Annotated in this window: 18 protein-coding genes and 6 pseudogenes; 16 read left to right on the top strand and 8 right to left on the bottom strand. The window is 55.8% G+C overall.

Translation table 11 applies throughout. From position 1 onward, the window contains the following. Positions 1-175: 175 nt before the first annotated feature. The 3 genes and pseudogenes from JJB09_RS20240 to JJB09_RS20230 all read right to left on the bottom strand — a co-directional run. A pseudogene (locus JJB09_RS20240) lies at positions 176-421 on the bottom strand (ATP-binding protein); the annotation flags it as partial. Positions 422-423: 2 nt separating this feature from the next. Beyond that, a pseudogene (locus JJB09_RS20235) lies at positions 424-633 on the bottom strand (IS21 family transposase); the annotation flags it as partial. Next, positions 612-776 (bottom strand): hypothetical protein, encoded by a 165-nt coding sequence (locus JJB09_RS20230; RefSeq protein ID WP_201662621.1) that lies wholly within the window; start codon positions 774-776, stop codon positions 612-614. The gene JJB09_RS20230 and the pseudogene JJB09_RS20235, both read right to left, overlap by 22 nt. A gap of 30 nt (positions 777-806) precedes the next feature. On the opposite strand from JJB09_RS20230, the gene JJB09_RS20225 reads away from it, so the two are divergent. The 3 genes from JJB09_RS20225 to JJB09_RS20215 all read left to right on the top strand — a co-directional run bounded on the left by JJB09_RS20225 (position 807) and on the right by JJB09_RS20215 (position 3,671). Then, the gene (locus JJB09_RS20225; protein WP_201662541.1) at positions 807-1,217 is read left to right on the top strand and encodes an ABC transporter substrate-binding protein; all 411 of its coding nucleotides are present in this window, start codon (positions 807-809) and stop codon (positions 1,215-1,217) included. 57 nt (positions 1,218-1,274) lie between these two features. Next, positions 1,275-1,745: a nuclear transport factor 2 family protein gene (locus JJB09_RS20220; protein ID WP_201662538.1), complete on the top strand. Its 471-nt coding sequence runs from the start codon at positions 1,275-1,277 to the stop codon at positions 1,743-1,745. Positions 1,746-2,567: 822 nt separating this feature from the next. Further along, on the top strand, positions 2,568-3,671 hold the full coding sequence (locus JJB09_RS20215) for an FAD-dependent monooxygenase (protein WP_201662535.1): 1,104 nt from the start codon (positions 2,568-2,570) through the stop codon (positions 3,669-3,671). A gap of 161 nt (positions 3,672-3,832) precedes the next feature. On the opposite strand, the pseudogene JJB09_RS26740 reads toward JJB09_RS20215, so the two are convergent. After that, a pseudogene (locus tag JJB09_RS26740) lies at positions 3,833-4,059 on the bottom strand (IS3 family transposase); the annotation flags it as partial. 77 nt (positions 4,060-4,136) lie between these two features. On the opposite strand from JJB09_RS26740, the pseudogene JJB09_RS20210 reads away from it, so the two are divergent. The 10 genes and pseudogenes from JJB09_RS20210 to JJB09_RS20165 all read left to right on the top strand — a co-directional run. Further along, positions 4,137-4,402, top strand: a pseudogene (locus JJB09_RS20210) (IS21 family transposase); the annotation flags it as partial. 81 nt (positions 4,403-4,483) lie between these two features. Then, positions 4,484-4,675 (top strand): annotated as a pseudogene (locus JJB09_RS20205) (DDE-type integrase/transposase/recombinase); the annotation flags it as partial. A gap of 384 nt (positions 4,676-5,059) precedes the next feature. Further along, positions 5,060-5,920 (top strand): ABC transporter permease subunit, encoded by an 861-nt coding sequence (locus JJB09_RS20200; protein ID WP_201662532.1) that lies wholly within the window; start codon positions 5,060-5,062, stop codon positions 5,918-5,920. Beyond that, on the top strand, positions 5,917-6,861 hold the full coding sequence (locus JJB09_RS20195; RefSeq protein WP_201662529.1) for a branched-chain amino acid ABC transporter permease: 945 nt from the start codon (positions 5,917-5,919) through the stop codon (positions 6,859-6,861). The genes JJB09_RS20200 and JJB09_RS20195 overlap by 4 nt, the downstream gene beginning before the upstream one ends. Before the next feature lie 13 nt (positions 6,862-6,874). Continuing rightward, positions 6,875-8,131: an ABC transporter substrate-binding protein gene (locus JJB09_RS20190; protein WP_201662526.1), complete on the top strand. Its 1,257-nt coding sequence runs from the start codon at positions 6,875-6,877 to the stop codon at positions 8,129-8,131. Further along, complete coding sequence (locus JJB09_RS20185; RefSeq protein WP_201662523.1) at positions 8,128-8,859, top strand: ABC transporter ATP-binding protein; 732 nt, start codon at positions 8,128-8,130, stop codon at positions 8,857-8,859. Before JJB09_RS20190 ends, JJB09_RS20185 begins: the two co-directional genes overlap by 4 nt. Next, on the top strand, positions 8,837-9,568 hold the full coding sequence (locus JJB09_RS20180; protein WP_201662520.1) for an ABC transporter ATP-binding protein: 732 nt from the start codon (positions 8,837-8,839) through the stop codon (positions 9,566-9,568). Before JJB09_RS20185 ends, JJB09_RS20180 begins: the two co-directional genes overlap by 23 nt. Continuing rightward, positions 9,565-10,473, top strand: coding sequence for an NAD(P)-dependent oxidoreductase (locus tag JJB09_RS20175; RefSeq protein ID WP_201662517.1), 909 nt, complete (start codon positions 9,565-9,567; stop codon positions 10,471-10,473). Before JJB09_RS20180 ends, JJB09_RS20175 begins: the two co-directional genes overlap by 4 nt. A gap of 23 nt (positions 10,474-10,496) precedes the next feature. Next, positions 10,497-11,531: a 2-hydroxyacid dehydrogenase gene (locus tag JJB09_RS20170; protein WP_201662514.1), complete on the top strand. Its 1,035-nt coding sequence runs from the start codon at positions 10,497-10,499 to the stop codon at positions 11,529-11,531. 74 nt (positions 11,532-11,605) lie between these two features. After that, positions 11,606-11,767 (top strand): annotated as a pseudogene (locus tag JJB09_RS20165) (IS6 family transposase); the annotation flags it as partial. A 393-nt stretch (positions 11,768-12,160) separates the two neighbouring features. Here the strand turns inward: JJB09_RS20165 and JJB09_RS20160 are convergent. Next, complete coding sequence (locus JJB09_RS20160) at positions 12,161-13,156, bottom strand: NAD(P)-dependent oxidoreductase (protein WP_201662511.1); 996 nt, start codon at positions 13,154-13,156, stop codon at positions 12,161-12,163. 194 nt (positions 13,157-13,350) lie between these two features. Here JJB09_RS20160 and JJB09_RS26970 point away from each other — a divergent pair, with 194 nt between their 5' ends. Genes JJB09_RS26970 through JJB09_RS26965 form a run of 3 tightly spaced genes read left to right on the top strand, consistent with a single transcriptional unit; the run spans position 13,351 to position 13,988 of the window. Continuing rightward, positions 13,351-13,476: a hypothetical protein gene (locus JJB09_RS26970; protein ID WP_281431850.1), complete on the top strand. Its 126-nt coding sequence runs from the start codon at positions 13,351-13,353 to the stop codon at positions 13,474-13,476. Positions 13,477-13,529: 53 nt separating this feature from the next. After that, a complete protein-coding gene (locus JJB09_RS20155) occupies positions 13,530-13,814 on the top strand; it encodes a hypothetical protein (RefSeq protein WP_201662508.1) in 285 nt (94 codons plus the stop codon). A 48-nt stretch (positions 13,815-13,862) separates the two neighbouring features. Beyond that, a complete protein-coding gene (locus JJB09_RS26965) occupies positions 13,863-13,988 on the top strand; it encodes a hypothetical protein (protein WP_281431849.1) in 126 nt (41 codons plus the stop codon). Positions 13,989-14,112: 124 nt separating this feature from the next. On the opposite strand, the gene JJB09_RS20150 is transcribed toward JJB09_RS26965, so the two are convergent. From JJB09_RS20150 to speB, 3 genes are all read right to left on the bottom strand, one after another. Continuing rightward, positions 14,113-15,180, bottom strand: a complete 1,068-nt coding sequence (locus tag JJB09_RS20150; protein ID WP_246748811.1) for a helix-turn-helix transcriptional regulator — start codon at positions 15,178-15,180, stop codon at positions 14,113-14,115. Between the two features lie 121 nt (positions 15,181-15,301). Next, positions 15,302-16,087, bottom strand: a complete 786-nt coding sequence (locus JJB09_RS20145; RefSeq protein WP_201662505.1) for a nitrilase-related carbon-nitrogen hydrolase — start codon at positions 16,085-16,087, stop codon at positions 15,302-15,304. 61 nt (positions 16,088-16,148) lie between these two features. Next, positions 16,149-17,102 carry an agmatinase gene (gene speB / locus JJB09_RS20140; RefSeq protein WP_201662502.1) on the bottom strand — a complete coding sequence of 318 codons (954 nt, stop codon included), beginning with the start codon at positions 17,100-17,102 and terminating at the stop codon, positions 16,149-16,151. Positions 17,103-17,124 lie beyond the last annotated feature (22 nt).

Genomic DNA, 17,124 nt, shown 5'->3' with positions numbered 1-17,124 from the left:
CCCACGGGGTCCTCGGATATTCGTAATCGGTCGGCCGATAACGTAGAGCTTGAAATTTCAGCAGGAATATCACCGCCCAGAACCGAATGACGGGATATCTTTTCACTGCCCGATGCCAGCTGTTGATTTCCGCTAGGAACTGACCCGGCATTTCCACCGAGATTTGACCCGCCTTTTATGTATCTTTCGGGTCTGGTGTGGTGGTCAAGTTCCTGTTTTTCTCCTTCGTGTTTTTCGGCTCATGAGCTGAGCTGTTCTTAAAGCGGAAGCTGTCGTTTCCGGTTTCAAGGATGTGGCAGTGGTGGGGAAGCCGGTCGAGGAGCGGCGTGGTCATCTTGGCATCGCCGAAGACGCTGGCCCACTCACTGAAGCTGAGATTGGTGGTGGTGATGACGCTTGTGCGCTCGTAGAGTTTGCTCACGTCGGCATCAGAGCCTGCGCTTCCTCAGCCCAAATATCGGCGATGGTGCCTGAATAGCCGCGCATTTTGCCATGTGGGGTCTGCGTCCAGAACTCTTTGCAGCGAAGCTCCAGCCAGTCGTTCAAAGCTCCCAACGATGGAAAGCGTGGCGTGGGCTTCCACAGCCGATGGCGGGCGTCCTGAACGTTCTTCACGACTTGGCCTTTCTCCCAACACCGATGCCCTTGAACGGTCCACCACAAAGATCGAACAGATCTTCTTCACCCTGTCTGGCCCAGACAGGACATCTGCGGATCCGATTGACGGAGAAGGACAGTTTCGCAAGCGTGTCGCCGGCTTCTTCAAGCCGTGTCATCAATGGCGCGTTGAGCTCATTGAGGATACTGTGCCTGACCTGTCGGGTCACTATATCCCCGAACATGCGTCCATCTACGGTGACGATCCGCGGACCGAGGTGAACACCTTCAATGCCCGCTACAAGGAACGCTTCGGCGAATTGCCGCCCTCGTCCTATGCCTATCCGGGCTACCTGGTGATACAGATGTGGGCGAGGGCCGTGGAACGGGCCGGCACTTTCGATACCGATACTGTGGTGGCCGAGCTCGAGAAGCTCAAAGATGAGCCTTTGCTGATCGGATCTCGCACCTTCACCAGTGAACTGCACCATCAGAACTATGCACCCTATGTCATTACTGGCGTCGAGAATGGCAGGCCTCATGTCTCGGGCCAGTTCACCATCTCCGAACCAGTGCCGATGGATGTGCTCTTGGGCAAGCACTACTCCCACCTGAAATAGTCAAGGCACGGCACCGCATCCGCGGGGCCGTTCCACCCAGCGCAATAGGAACCTATGATGACCGTTTCGGACAATGCGGCGGCCGTGCTGCAAATCATGAAGTTGAAAAACAGTTACATGGAATTGTGCGACCTGGGCTACCCGCCCAAGCCGCTTGGGGCGATGTTCGTCGAGGATGGCGTCTGGACCAGCCCATCCTTTGGCACCTATGTCGGCCGGGCCGAAATTGAACGCTTTTTCTGCGAGACTTCCTCCAGCATCGTCTTCGCCGCCCATCTCGCGCTCAACCTAATCATCGATGTGGCTGCCGACGGCCAGTCCGCGACCGGTCGCTGGCGGATCCTGATGCCGTTTACCCGCAGTGAGGGGCAGGGGCGAGTGGCGCGGTGGATCTTGGGCGACTATGCCGAGCAATACGTGCTTCGCGATGGCGAGTGGATGTTTGCCCGCGTCGACTTCTTCGTCAATTTCGATGTGGCGCACGAAGGAACTTGGGCCGGGCTAGAACTGGTGCGACCACCTGACTGATGTCGACGTGGCTCCGGCGAGCCATCCCCTCATGAACCTGCTGGAACTGAGCGGCGTTCGCAACTGGCCTTCACTCGGAAAACCTTTACCGATATGTTTGCTACACAAGCGTCGCGCGATCGCTTTTCCGCTCCGGCGCAGAACAAGGGTCTGACGCGGCATTGGTGCACGGATCAGGAATTGAGTGAATGACGATCTGTCAAATCGCTGATCATGCGGTGGCTACCTTGCGGCGCACGGATTTCGGGCGTGCGCATGCAAGCATACGATTGAGGACTGCGCAGCCGCAAGCGCCAGTTTGAAGGTTCCGGCGGTTGCGGGTTTGCCATCTTTCAGTTGGAGGCGATTCACGGTTGGGAAGCTAGAGTGGGACGGGAAGATGTCGTTATTTCGACGCTAGACTTCTTGTGCGACGGGAAAGGGTGCCCTAAAGCGAGGAGAACGACCACGCCACAGCCTATGATGCTAACAATGAGCATGGCGGTTGCTATCGTCGGCAGTTGATCGGTGGCGCTCACAGGGTTCTTTGCGTCCCGGCAGGAAAGATATCCTATTGATCGTTCGATCATCGCCGATCTTTCTGTTAGCGCAGCTTTGCGTACGACCTGGTTATCGGCGCAGTGCCACTCAAAAACCCAGAAGACAAAATATTGGGTAGCCAAACGAATATAACGAACCCGGATATTTTTGCGCTGGTGACCGCAGTAATGCTTGGCGGGCGTGAAGTCCTCTGGAATACACACATCAAAATCCCGAGGGAGGATTGGCAGGCGCGGATTCGCGATCTGTCGTGACGAATATCGGAATGGGACAGGACAAAAGATGACAAAGCGCGCGATCATTTGCGGGGCCGGAATTGGCGGACTTGCTACAGGTATCTGCCTGTCTCGTGCCGGCTGGCAGGTGACCATCTACGAGAAGGACACGGAAATCCGTACGGCTGGGGCCGGACTGAACTTGTGGCCAAATGGCGTGCGGGTGCTGAAGGAGCTCGGCCTTGGATCTCAATACGAGGAGATTTCATGCAGCCTCGATTACTATAAGACATACTCGTCGAGCGGCGAGTTGGTTTCCATCGAGGACTTGCGTAACTGGCGGGAACGCTACGGTGCGGCGTTGTCAGGCGTCTATCGGCGAGACCTAAGTCGGCTGCTGCAGGGTGCCCTCGAAAACGGAAGCATTCGCCTCGGGCATGAGATAACCGCCGTTGAGCGGGGCGACGGCGTGCTCTGCAGGTTTGCGAACGGAGAGACCGCCGAGGGAGATCTGCTGATTGGAGCCGATGGTATCGGCTCAGTGGTCCGTACCTCGGTGTTTGGTCCGCAGGAATTCAGCGCTGGCGGATTGGTGCGCTGGAGGGGTTTGTTCAACCTGGACGATGTCGACGCTGACCCTTTGGCAGAAGTCGAAGTCTGGGGCGCCGACGGTCATCTTGGCTACCTACCGATCGGCAACGGCCGCGCATACTGGTTCGCTGCCGCCGCCGGCATGGCAAATGATACCGACGAGGTTTTAGCGCATTTCAGCAAATGGTTGGGTAGCCCAGTGCCCGGCCTTATCGCCGCAACAGACAGGTCGACGGTCATTCGCAGCGAACTGACTGACTTTACAAGTCCTCTGAAAAACTGGTCGAGAGGGCGGGTTACCCTTGTCGGCGATGCAGCACATCCTATGCTTCCAGGGATGGCGCAGGGTGCCAACCAGGCGCTTGAGGACGTAAAGGCGCTCGGCAACGCGCTTGCCTCTTGTGAAGACGTGGAGAAGGCTCTTGTGTCCTACGAGCAGGTTCGCATCGCGGAAGTCGCACCGGTGGTACGCTTCTCAAGATCGCTTTTCGACTTCGATGATCAGTACGGCCTGACCAAGAGCGACAGCAACCCGTTGTTCGAGCGCTATGACCGGATAGTCGAACGGAGAAACGGTTAGCAGCGGTCTCTGCAGATTTTGATCGTTTCAGACTGAAGCGCACCGCGTTTGCAGAAGGCCGATTAGTTTGAGCTACGCGGCCATGGCTGGTTCGCCCAGTATGGCGGCAGCATGTTTTCGATTGGCTCCAGAAGTCGTTGATGGTTGAACCAGTCGACCTATTCCAGCGTGGCGAACGCCCGACAGATGGTTCGTGCCTGCTTCCGCCCAGCCTTCGGAATACCTTATCGACACGTATTGAACGCAGATCCGAGTGATCCGCTAGCCTGTCGCCGTGAATGGGGTGCCGCTCATGAAGGGGCGTGATCAATAGTATCAAGGACAAACCCGACATCGCCGTACTGCTAACCCGCCAACCGACGATGCGGCGGGCGAAGGCATGCATGACATCGCTGCGGGCGCGGACGGCATCGTGATGTGCCAAAGTGATGTTCGCCAGAACGTCATTGAAAGGAGAAAGCATTGATGCAGCAGCACCTGCTCAAGATGCCGGGCGGTGATCGCGAGATGGTCGATATCCGGGCTTTGTGCTTCAGCACGACGAACAAGCGGTGCTCTCGGCGGTCGAACTGGCACTGGAAGCCAGCGTGCCGACCAAGACGCATGTCCTGAACCTGCTGCATCGCTTGGTCGATGGCAAATCCTCGACGCCGCCCACTATCAGCGCTCCGCAAGCGCTCGTGCTTATCAATGAGCCGAAGGCCAATGTCGAACGCTACGATACTCTGAGGAAGACGACGGGTTCTGTTGCAAACCCAATCATTGGGATCGGCGTGGCATTGATCTCCGGTAATGTGTCCGCATCCGACAAAGTCGAGCAGGATCACCGGCGGATCAAGCGACGTGTCAGGCCGATGCTCGGCTTCAAGTCTTTCAGATCCGCAGTCGCCACATTGTCTGGTGTCGAGATGATCCACATGCTGCGCAAGCACCAACTGCAAGACGCTCACAGTGCCAGCTTGTCGATCGCCAAACAGTTCGAAACCCTCGTTACCACGATCTAAGCAGCCGCAGAATTAGCCCGGCCTCGCGGATAGCTCAAACTTTGCAACAGAACCCAAATAACGTGTTCCGTCTCCGATTGCCCAGCCCCAAGTGGCATTTGCTACATATTTCCGCAAAAATATCGTGGCTAGGTGACGAACCACATCATAGCTGGCGACGACGGAGAAATTCAAATGTGTTTCTAATGACCCCAGTCACAATTGCGACGGTGCGCGCAAGGCTCTATTCCGGTTTCGACTAAGGGAACAGACGATAAAAAGCGTGCGAAACAGCACGTTGTCGAAGAAAATCGGACCAAAACGCGATCAGGTGATGCGCAGTTCATGTCATCCAACCTTGCCCGAGTTACACCGGTCCGATGCAAACTGGAGACTGATTGTAACGTGTCGCAGATTCTTACGCTTCAGATCATCAACGGCGTGGTTTGGGCAATGCTCTTAAGCCTGATCGCGTTGGGTCTAAACGCGATCTTCGGACTACTTGGGCTGCTCAATATGGCGCATGGCGCTATCTACGCCCTCGGCGCCGTGATCGCTTGGTATGTTGTCAATCACTTCGGCGGCTTCTGGCCTGCCGTCATCATCGCCCCTGTGGTGGCGGGCCTCGTGAGCATCCCGGTTTACAAATTCGTGCTCGGGCCGACCATAGGAAAAGATATGATGGTCGGGCTTGTTGCATCATCCGGCCTGATGTTCGTCATTAACGACTTATTGCTCGCTTTCTATGGTGGTTCCCCTGGATTGGTGCAGCCACCCATTGTCGGCGGGGTGCGTTTCCTCGGCATCATCTATCCATCTTATCGGATTTTCGCGGCAGGCCTGGCTATCTGCATCCTCCTCGCATTCTGGGTATTCCTGCGATCGACCGCCATTGGCCTTTGGATTCGTTGCGTCGCGCAATCACCGACACTTGCCCGGGCTTCAGGCGTGCCGGTGGATCGCGTCTATATGGTGATCGTGATCCTCAGCGCTGCCTTGGCGGCTCTGGCTGGCGTGCTGGTCGCCCCTATGACGATGGTCAGCCATCAGATGGGCATTGCCGTTCTCGGCCCGGCTTTCATCGTCGTTGTGGTTGGCGGCTTGGGTAATCTTGGCGGCGCGGTTGCGGCGGCTGTAATCATGGGTGTCGCCCGTGGCATCCTGTCCGTCTATCTGCCGCCGACCTATGCAGAAGTCGGCGCCATCGTGCTGTTTCTACCACTACTCCTTATCCGCCCGAATGGCATTTTCGGAGCGCGGGCATGAGGGACAATTTCGGATTGGGAATATCGATCGCCATTCTCGTGGCGCTTTGCGTGCTGGCTTCATGGGTCGGCGAATTTTGGACCGGTGTGCTGGCGCGCTGCGTAACATGGATGTTCCTGGCGATCAGTTTCACCATAGCCTATTCCTTTGCCAACGTCCCAAGCGTGGCGCAGGCAACGGTGTTTGGCGCAGGCGCATTTACAGCGATCTGGATCGCACCGCTCGTGCACGGCGACATCGTGCTGCTGCTCGTTGCCAGCATTTTTGCAGGCGCGATAATATCATTGATCCTGGCTTTCCTGGTTCTGCGCATGTCGCACTCGGGGGCGGCGATCGGCACCATCATCGTTGCGATCGCTTTTTCGATGCTAGGGAACGCCGCGGTGGGCTTGACGGGTGGTACGGATGGCTTGCCATTGCCAACCCTATCCTTCCACTTCTTCGGACTTCCTTTGGCGGCCGGGCCCAACTTCGGCATGTTGTTGCTGGGAACTGGCTTCTTGTCTGCATTGCTGCTGGGCTTTTGGTACGTGTCTGGCACTGGAAGGTGGCGCACCGTTCGCGCGATCCAGCAGAACGCTTTGCGCGCTCAGATGCTCGGCTACAACGCGGCTGCTTATCGCATAATGGTCTATACCATCAGTGGAGCGGTGGCGGGCTTAGGCGGCGGCCTCTACGCGCTGGTCTCGCGACATGTGGCAATCGACTCGATAAGTCTTGCGATGTCGCTGAAAAGCATTCTTTGGGCAGCAGTTGGCGGAATCACGTCGATCTACGGTGGGCCGATCGGCGTGCTGCTCATCCAACTCACATCAGAGATTTTGCTTCGATGGACGGTTCGTGTGGACCTGATCATCGGAGTGTTTCTGATCGTCGTCGCATTGTGGCTACCTCAGGGTGCCATGGGACTAAAACAACGCTACTTCAAAATGAAGAGATAAAGGGGGAATTGAAATGACCAACAGAATCTCCAGACGGACGCTTCTCGGAACTGCCAGTGCGGCAGCGGCCGCCACCCTCATTCCGGCCACCGCCCGCAATGCGCTCGCGGCAGGCACGTCGGGTAATCCAATCATCATTGGACATCAGTGCGAACTTACCGGATGGGATTCGGCGACCGGATTCTGGCGCGACAAGGCTGCCAAAGGACTGAGCGATTGGATCAATCAGAACGGAGGCATCGCCGGCCGCCCCGTGAAGCTGATTACCGTCGATACGAAGTCGGACGTGGATGCGGGCGTCGACCAGCTGCGCCATCTGCTACTGGAGGAAAATGTCGACTTTGTAATAGGCTCGGAAATATCATCCATTGCCCTTGCGAGCAATAAAGTCGCCAATGAAAACAAGACGCTCTACATGACGATGAGCACGTCGGAGGGAACGACCGCGAAGGGCAACGCAGTACCTTATCAGTTTCGCATGACGACAAACAGTGCGGCCACGGCTGCGGGTGCAGCACAGAAATTCGTTGCGTCAGTCGCCAAGCGCTGGACCACACTTTACTCCGACATCAAGTGGGGGCAGTCTGAGCGAGACTGGTGGCAAAAGGGCGTCAGCGCTGCGGGCGGCGAGGCGATCTCTTCCGTGGCACTGCCGGTCGATGCGCCGGATTTGCTGCCATTCGTTGCGCAGAGCGATCAGTCTGCAGAGGGCATCTATATTCCGGTGCTGAATGCCCTTCAGGCCATCCAGCTCATTCGGAATTCCGGGCTCGATCAAAAGATTGTTCTGGCCGGGCTTAGCTTCTCGCTATTCGACTACCGCGAACTGGGATCGGTCGGAGAGGGTATATTCGGCGTCGAAACCGCGCCTCTATTGCTGAAGGACGCGCCTTCCATTGAAATGGCTGCAATCTATAAGGCGCTCGGAATCGACAACAATGGCATCGAGATCGCGGGAGGCAAGGCGGTAGGCAGCTCGATGGTCCTCGGCATCGCGCAATCTCTGGGCTTCCTGAAGGCCAATGTCGAGCAAAGCGGTTGGAAAACGAAGGGCGATACCGCCGCGCTTATCAAACATGCCGAGACGGTCACCAATTACTCGAAGGGCGCGCTTTTCCCACTGGGCGATGTGACGATGCGCCCGCAAGACCACCAGGCCTTTATGGACATCTACTTGCTACAGATTCGAAATGGGGTCCTTTCAAAATTCGCGGTCGCTGCCAAGGAAAGCACGATCTATGCGACTGATGTCGATTTGACGAAAGAATGAACTTGTCCGATCAACAAAGTGATGCATTTGTCGTAGAAGGCGTCAGCAAAGTGTTTGGCGGATTTCGGGCGTTGACTTCGGTATCGCTCGAAGTAAGTCACGGCGAGGTTCGGGCCATCATTGGCCCGAACGGCGCTGGCAAGACGACCTTCGTCAATATTGTGAGCGGCGTTTTCCGGCCGACCTCGGGCCGTATTGCGCTAGGCGGTGTCGACATCACATCGTTCTCACCTCAACGTCGAGCCCGCCTGGGTCTGGCGCGTACTTTCCAGATAACCAGCCTGTTCCGGGGTATGACCGTTGCCGAGCATATGGAACTTGCCGTCCGCGGTGCCGACACCAGTGGAAGGGCCCGCGCCGAACTGCTGGAACTCATGGGTTTAGCCGACTTGGCTCATCGAGAGGTAAACACTCTATCCCACGGAGACCAAAGGGTCTTGGAAATGGCAATGGCTTTGGTGTTGGGACCAACGTTTCTGCTTCTGGACGAGCCGACGGCGGGGATGAGCGTGGCTGAAACCGATCGGATGATCCGGCTTATCGGGGATCGGCTTCGTGGCAAGATCGGGGTCATAATCATTGAGCACGATATGAATGTGGTCACACAGACGAGCGACATCGTGACGGTACTGGCGGCGGGAGCGGTGGCTGCTTCAGGACCACCAGCGACCGTCTTGAGTGATCCTATGGTAAAGGAGCTTTATCTTGGAAACGCTGCAAGTCACTGATTTAAAATCGTTTTACGGCAAGGCGCAAGTGCTGCATGGCATCGACCTCGTTGCCCGCGCAGGTAGTGTCACGGCCATTCTGGGCCGCAACGGTGCTGGCAAGACGACGCTGCTGCAGTCATTGATGCGGCTAGGGCCCCGCGTTGAGGGGGAGATCTCCGTCCTGGGCAATCCAACGACCGACCTCAGTTCGGACGCGATCGCCCGGTTGGGGGTCGGCTACATGCCCCAAGACGTCCGCGTGTTTCCCCGCCTTTCCGTCCGCGAGAACATACAAGTAGCGGCCCGCTCGGTTAAATCACCGAGACCTTTGGCTGAAATTCTTCGGTTGCTCCCCGAGATCGAGACGAAGCTCGACGTCCCGGCCAGCAACCTTAGCGGCGGCCAGCAGCAAATGGTCGGTATGGCGCGCTGCCTTTCGATGCGATGCAAACTTCTGCTAATGGATGAGCCGACAGAAGGGCTCATGCCAAGGCTGGTCACCCAAGTAGGTACGATTCTCAAAAGCTTGGCCGAAGAGGGTGTCGCCGTTGTGATAGTCGAGCAAAACGTGGGACTTGTTCTTGAAATCGGCGATGTCATCCAGATCGTGGAAAAGGGTCAGATCAAATGGCACGGTTCGCCGCAGGAGGTCATTTCTGCAAACGTGCTCGACCGCTATCTCGGTGTCAACGTCAACGAAAATTCTAAACAGATAGGTGCATCATGAAAGTGGCATTCCTCGGGGCTGGTCTTATGGGCGAACCTATGGCCGGGCATCTTCTTCGAGCTGGCTTCGAGGTTTTTGTAACCGCTAACCGAAATCGACAGCCGATCGATCGCTTGGTGGCAGCAGGCGCCACAGAAGTCGCTTCCCCGGCGGCAGCGGCGGCGGCGACCGATGTTGCGCTGATGATCCTGCCTACCTCGCGCGAGGTCGAAGCCGTGTTGTTTGGCGACAACGGATTGGCTTCAGGTATGCGGCCCAACTACCTGGCCGTCGACATGGGCACCTGCTATCCGGCTGACACCAAGCGGCTAGGGAAGCTTTTCGCGGACGTCGGCGGAAGGTTCATCGACGCACCTGTGACCGGCGGCACGGAAGGTGCACGCAACGGTACCCTTGCCACCATGGGCGGTGGCGACGAACGAGCTTTTGAAGAGGTGCGCCCGCTGCTTTCCGCGTTCAGCGCTCATCTTTACCATTTCGGAGCGTTGGGATCCGGCCATGCTGCCAAGCTCGCCCAGAACATGATAGGATTCGTAGAGGTGGCTGCTGTTGCCGAAGGGCTTGCATTATCGAAGGCGCTTGGTCTGGACTCGCGTACGTTTTTTGAAATGCTTACCAATTCGCACTCTAACAGTCCGATCATCCAGTGGATGGTACCGAAGGTTTTTTCCGGAGCGTTCGAGGCCGAGGCGCGCCTCGATATCGCATACAAGGACATGACCCAAGCCGTAAAAATGGCTCGTGAGATGACCAATCTGCCCCTCGGCATCGCCAATGCTGCTACAGAAGTTTTTCAAATGGCACGGGCTCTTGGCTTCGGCGACCAAGACAGTGTCGCAGTGGTGCGCGGCTTTGAAACCATTCTGGGCGAGGAGATCAGAGTGTCTCAGGACACGCTGATTTAACTTGTGAGGCTAGTGATACTATTATGAACGGTGATATTTTATCCGACGATCCACTGGGGCCGATATCGATGCTCGATGAGGCTTCGCCATTGGTCGCACTGAAGCGCTGCCCGATTTTGATTACGGAAGAATTGCCTCCCGAGGCAATCAAAGTGTTTCGGCGCGTGTTTCCAGAGGCAGCCATATTGCCCGAAAACCAGCAGACGGTCTCGGGCATTCTGGAGGCTGCAGACGGCGCGCGAGCTATTATTCTTACCGTGAAGTATCGCCTGGACGAGGCCTTTTTCCAGGCGCTCCCGAAGTCCGTAGAGATAATAGCTCTCTATTCCTCCGGATTTGACCATGTTGACTTGGCAGCCGCACGTGAGCGTCGCGTGACGCTTATAAACACACCTAACATTCTCGCTGATTCCGTAGCTGACTTGGCGATGGCACTTATCCTTGGCGCCGCACGCCGGGTCCTTGAGGGTGTTGACCTGATCAGATCCGGGCGCTGGGCCGGCTTCTCGCCGACACTGTTGCTAGGCAAGGAGATGCGTGGCCGCGTTCTCGGTATTTTTGGCATGGGAAATATCGGGCGCGAGGTATCGACGCGTGCGCAAGCGTTTGGCATGAACGTCGCATACCGAAATCGTACACAGCTTCCTCGTGAGAACGAAGGCGGCGCGCGGTATGTTGCGGACGAGCGGGCGTTCCTGGAAGGCTGCGATATCCTTCTGCTTGCCGCACCCCTAACGCCCGAGACTCATAAATTTCTGAACGCTGAGCGCATTCGTTGGCTGCCGCAAGGGGCGATCGTCGTCAACATTTCGCGCGGTGAGCTGATCGATGATGATGCGTTTTTGGACGCGTTGCTTAATCGCCATGTCGCGGCTGCGGGGCTTGATGTATACACCAATGAGCCTGCTGTTGATCAACGTTACTTAACCACACCGGGTGTTCTCCCATTGCCGCATATCGGCAGCGCAACGATCGAAGCACGCATCGCTATGGCTGAGACTCTTGTGGACGATATCGAGCGGATTCTGTTGGGCGAGCGCCCTTCAAACGCGCTGTGACTCACGAAGCTCTCGGAACGTCCGGGGCATCGTAATGTTAACCGGGCATCGATTAAAATGTGGGATCTGGCGGCATGACCAGATTTGCCAGTGATCCTCTCTATAGTCGTCATCGGTTTCCAGCGGACGTGATTGCCCATACGGTGTGGCTCTATTTTCGTTTTCCTCTGTGTCTGCGCATGGTCGAGGATATGCTGGCAGCGCGTGGCATCATCGTCTCTCACCAGACCGTGAGGCTCTGCCACGACATCCCATCCACCCATCATCGTGAGCTGCGAGCAATAGCCGTGGAAACATGGCGCCAGATCGCATGCGGATGAGGTTGGCCGACACGCTATAAGTCGCTGCGCATAGCGTCGTCCGATGACACCGTTTCGGATTTCTTGGCAAAGCCGCAGCTTAAACGGTGTCGAGTGCCGTCGATAGGGTCCCCGTGATTTCATGAGCCTTCTCCGATTGAGGCCCACACAGCGTATCAGTTTTTTCGTGTCCCATGGTCCAGCCCCAGGGGTTCACTCCTCCAACCGTCACTGACAACATGCTACTCCGCTTATGGACTCGGCGTATTGGATCGATTCTTCGGTTCTCGGTCGGCGACCCGGCAACTGACACCATCAAGATAAATTGCGTCAGTATTCCCGAAGTGGATCGACCAGATCGACGAGAGCTTTGCCCAATAGATATCGCTCCAAGTTCTCCACAAAGATCTTCAGCATATTTTGGCGAAAATGCTCTCGGTCGTTATTAAGACTGTGCGGCGTGAGTATCAGATTGTTCGCATTCGCTAGTCGAATCGTCGACGGGGACGCAGCAGCCTCAGTTGAGTCAAAAACTACACCCGAAAAACACTCTTTCCCAAGATAGTCCATGAGAGCAATCTCATCGACGACGCCGAGCCTGGATAGATTCACAATCCCTGCTCCGGGTTTCATGCAGTCCATTTCGGCCCGCCCCAAAAGTCGGATTGTTCGCGAAGTCTTAGGTGTCGCAACAACCACGAAGTCGGCACGGGGAAGATGATCCCTTAGTTGGTTCACACTATAAACTTCGTCCACGACATCCGAGGGAATGTCCCTTGCTCGGATGCCTATTGTCTTCATTCGAAGCTTGCGGGCGCTGGCCGCAACAATGGATCCTACCGCGCCGACGCCGAGTACAAGGGTCGTCTTGCCCTTGATGTTGTCAACATAGTGATCTTCGAACCGACCGCTTTTCTTATTCGTGACAATTTTCGGGATCTGATTGTTCAACATCAACAACGAAAGCGTTACAAACTCGTCAGTTCGTTGCCGATGAGTACCACTCGCTCGTGTCAGCAGCACGTCAATAGGTAGCCAGTTCAAAGGCAATAGATGATCAAGCCCTGAGCTGATGAGTTGAATCCAACGTAATCGAGGCGCCATGTGTGCCAAGCTGGCAGTCGGAAAATTCCAGCCGACAAGGATCTCTGCGTTGCGAATTCCCTCCTTAAAACCATCCGCTCCGGAGCCGAACACAATTTCTAACTTGCCGAGCAGCTGCGTTTTCTCAACCAAATGCCGCATAAGTGCTGACTCTGTAATCTCGAATATGGGTGAAATTCCCGGCGGATTGTCGATATAAACCTTGGCTTTCCCGCTACGCATTAAAAGTTCCTTCTGAGCACCCACGAGCATTCGCGGAACACCACACCATCGCGATTTAGGCTTCAACGATGACTCGCGTCACCAATGCCGCCGCGTTGAGCAACGGGACCGATTCGGCCACACGAGGCAAAGTAATTTTCTTTTGCGGGAACGTTTGCCACCTCATCAAATGACTTCACCCAATCAGTTTGCCAATGACCGTAGTCACAATTGCGATGAAGCGCATGGAGTTCTATCGCGTTGAGAACGAGGGAGCCGAAATGGTCTATCTCGCAGACTTCTTGTCGAAAGATAAGCCAAACGCGATCAGAAACATCTGACAGCCCGTGCTGGTCTCCACTTTCCCGATGCAAGTCCATCTTCGCTGTCGGACATGAACGATGCCATCATCGAAGAACACAACAGCCGCCGCGTTTTCAAAGACACCGATATCTATGTCATCGGCGACTTCGCGATGAATGGCTCCCTCATGGAGCTCCGAAAATGTTTCGAAAAGATGAGCGGCAGTAAGCACCTCACTGCGGGCCATCGAAACTCACGTGACGTATTTGCGCTGAAGTGGTCAACGGTTCGGGCAAGCAAGGACCCTACTTCGACGGCTTCCTCACTCATGTCATTTATGCCGATGGCGACGTCAAGACGGCGCCGTACCAGCTGAATGTTTTCGATTCAGACCAGCTCGGCCAAGGCTCGGGCTTTTAGGGTTATGGTCGCCGGGAAGACGGCGGCCGAGGCTGTCGACATGCCGCAGGTTCGTACGGAACGTGAAGCCCTGTTGGACAACATGCCGACCACAGGCAAGGGATTCCCGGTTATCGAGGGAATAGTCTGATGCGCGCCTGGAAAAACGTCGGAGCCTCTCGGGGTGGTATATTCACGCGCTATGGGAACGAAGGGGCAAGACCCCAAATTCTACCTACCCAGCGTTAAGTTTACACTGCCCATCAATCTAATAGCTAAAAGTCCGGCACTTCCGTCGTGATCTGATCAATTGACAGAAGGGTCGAGATGAATTGATGGAAAAGCTCCCGCTCGGTCGTGATGTCCAGCTTGTAGTAAAGTCGCCAGCGGTGGTTCTTAATTGTGCCGACCGACACACCGAGTTGCTTGGCGATTGCGGCGTTCGGCAACCCTACGAATGAGAGGCGCACGATTTCAGCCTCTCGCGGCGTTAATTCTTTTTGGCGGCAGAATGCTTGAAGGGCAGCATCGCCTGAGATCGCCAAAGGATCAGGTGAGCGCTGCTCGATGATGACGAGACCGCCTCCAGGTGCCAAAGAGAAATCGTCGGACAACCTTTCCCAGTGCGCAACCTGCTGATCGCCGAATGTCAGAGAGCTCGACTCGCTCCTGTGCATTTCTTCAACAATTCTTGGCAACTCTGCAGCGGCGCTCGTATGCCGCAACCAAGCTTCACTCTTGTACACTGTCTGGCCGCGGCGATCGAGGATGAGGATCGCATCGTTGGTTGCATCACGTCCCAAGCGGCCTGCAGACAAAAAAAGGCGATCGATATGCAGCTTGTGCAGTGCGTCAAGTAGAGGCAACACCATCGTCGCATTCTGATAATCATGCGACTCGAACCGCAGACGGTGTCGTTCGCAGCACAAAGCGATGGTAACGCCGCCATAGGCGGGCAAGATGACGGCCAATTCATCGAAGATCGACATCTTAGCTAGTTCGGAGAGATAGGTCTCGTCGATATCGTGAATTAAGGTGCGCAGATTGACGACAGTGGGTGCAGGGTTCGACCGCGCTAATTTATGCAGTGGGTCGATGCGATACAAGCCAGCTAGATAGTAAGCAACACCCTTTTCATTGAGCGCCTCATTGAGGATGAAGGCAGGCTTGTCAAACGCGGAATAACGCATGACTAAGCGGCGTTTGCACCTCAAGAGCTTCGTGAGGGAGAGGGAGATTGCGTCGTAAAAGTCCGCTTTGCCAATCAGCGCGGCAACCTTGGCCAGATCACTCAGAAGTTCGGCATTTAGTGGAGATCTAGCATCTTGCATACGTGTCGACATGGATTAGGCGTCCCAATTGGCGGCTCGACGCGAATTATCCTGCGAAGCAATCCCACAGCAAGCACGTCCGACCGACGGACGTTAAAGCATATGTGGACAGCGACAAGAAATGGAGGCCAAGTCACCGATTTCCGCAGGTCAGTAGATCGGCACGGAGGTCGATGGACTGGCGACTTATATAATGAGAATGGGTGGAAGTGTCTGGGAGATCGCATGTTAACAACACAGTGCCATCCCCGGCGCGTGCAAGATCGCGTCCATAGGCATCCACAATGCAGCTCATGCCTGTATAGTGCAGGCTCCCTTCGCGGCCGCATAGATTGGCGTAAATCATGGGCACACCATTCTCAAGCGCTCGTGCGCGGACGACCGTTGTTGGAACTTCTACATATGGCATCATATTCGCCGTAGGTGCGCAGATGATGTCTGCTGCCTTGGCGGCGAGCGCTCTGCCCATTTCTGGGAATTCGACATCGTAGCAAATCGCGAGACCTATGCGTAAAGTACCCACCACCGCAACACAGATGTCATTTCCTGGTGCAAATGTCTTGCTTTCCTCATCGCCAAAAAGATGGATCTTTCTATAGACCCCAACAATTTGTCCGCCATCGCTAATCGCGACGGCGGAGTTGTGAACCACAGAGCCGAGTCGCTCGGGCATTCCGAAAATAATCGCGATAGAATGCCGTCGAGATATTTCGGCAATCGCCGCGACAGACTCGCCTTCGATCGTTTCAGCGAGATTATGTATCGCTGACCGGCCAATATTGTAGCCGGTCAGGAACATCTCCGGGAAGGTGATGATTTTCGCACCAATTGCGGATGCGGCGCACGCGGCTCGCTCCATCGCCGCAATATTTGCGGGCTTGGAGCCGGCGTTCGAAGGTGCTTGCCAGAGCGCTAGCATCAAAGTTGCCTATGACTGTTTGCGCCGACGTCCGACAGGACCCCGGATCGGATTGTGGATTTCATCTAGTCGTCGCCGCCAGAGCTTCAAGGATCAACTTAACTGCGAGACGGCTGGTAATGCCATCGTGATCATATGCCGGAGCTACTTCGACGAGATCCATGCCGCCCAAGCCACCTTTACCAATCTCTGATACCAGTGCGAGGGCTTCTCGGGACGTCAAGCCCCCCGGCGCAGGCACACCTGTTCCAGGAGCAAACGCGCCGTCGATCGCATCGATATCGAATGTGAGATAGACACTGTCGGTACCTGATCCGGCTATGGAGCGAGCCTCCTTGCCGACAGCAATTGGACCTTTCTCGATAACCGTCTCCAAAGGCATAACGGTGATACCCTTCTGCCGGGCATAGTCCGACTCGACCTTGGGGTTGAGCCATCCGTTTGTACCTATGATGACAATTTTGCGGGGATCAAATCCCGCCTCTACAGCACGTGCGATCGGGCAGGCATGATTGAACACTTCTCCGCCGACGTCGATGGCGGTGTCGAAATGGCTGTCGACAAGGATGAGCCCGGGATTATCGTATCGCTTGCGAAAGGCGCGGACGCAAGCGATCGTTATAGAATGATCTCCACCTATCGTAATTGGCATTGCGCCCGCGTTGATAATCTCAGTCAACATCTGCTCTGCGCGATCCATGGTCCGGACCGGTGAACCCGGAATGACCTGAACGTCACCGCAATCTGCGAACGTGAAATGATCTCGCAAATCGACATCAAGATTGGCATTATAGAAGCTAAACTGATCGCCAGCCTCACGGATGGCGCGGGGCCCGTAGTTGGTGCCTGTCCGGCTGATGCACATGGAGTCCCAGGGGAAGCCAAGAAAGGCAGCCGAGATACCGTGCTCCTCGAGTGCTTTTGTATTGGCTTCGATGTACGGCAGCCGCATCAACGTGCCGCCGCTGCCTGCATGCAACAGGCCTCCGAATGAAAAATTAGCTGCGTCAGACAACAGAGTACCTCCGAAACGATTA

Origin of the sequence: Phytoamicus setariae, from assembly GCF_016722925.1 — a bacterium.
GTDB classification, from domain to species: Bacteria; Pseudomonadota; Alphaproteobacteria; order Rhizobiales; family Rhizobiaceae; genus Rhizobium_E; species Rhizobium_E setariae.
This window is presented reverse-complemented; position numbering and strand designations above follow the sequence as displayed.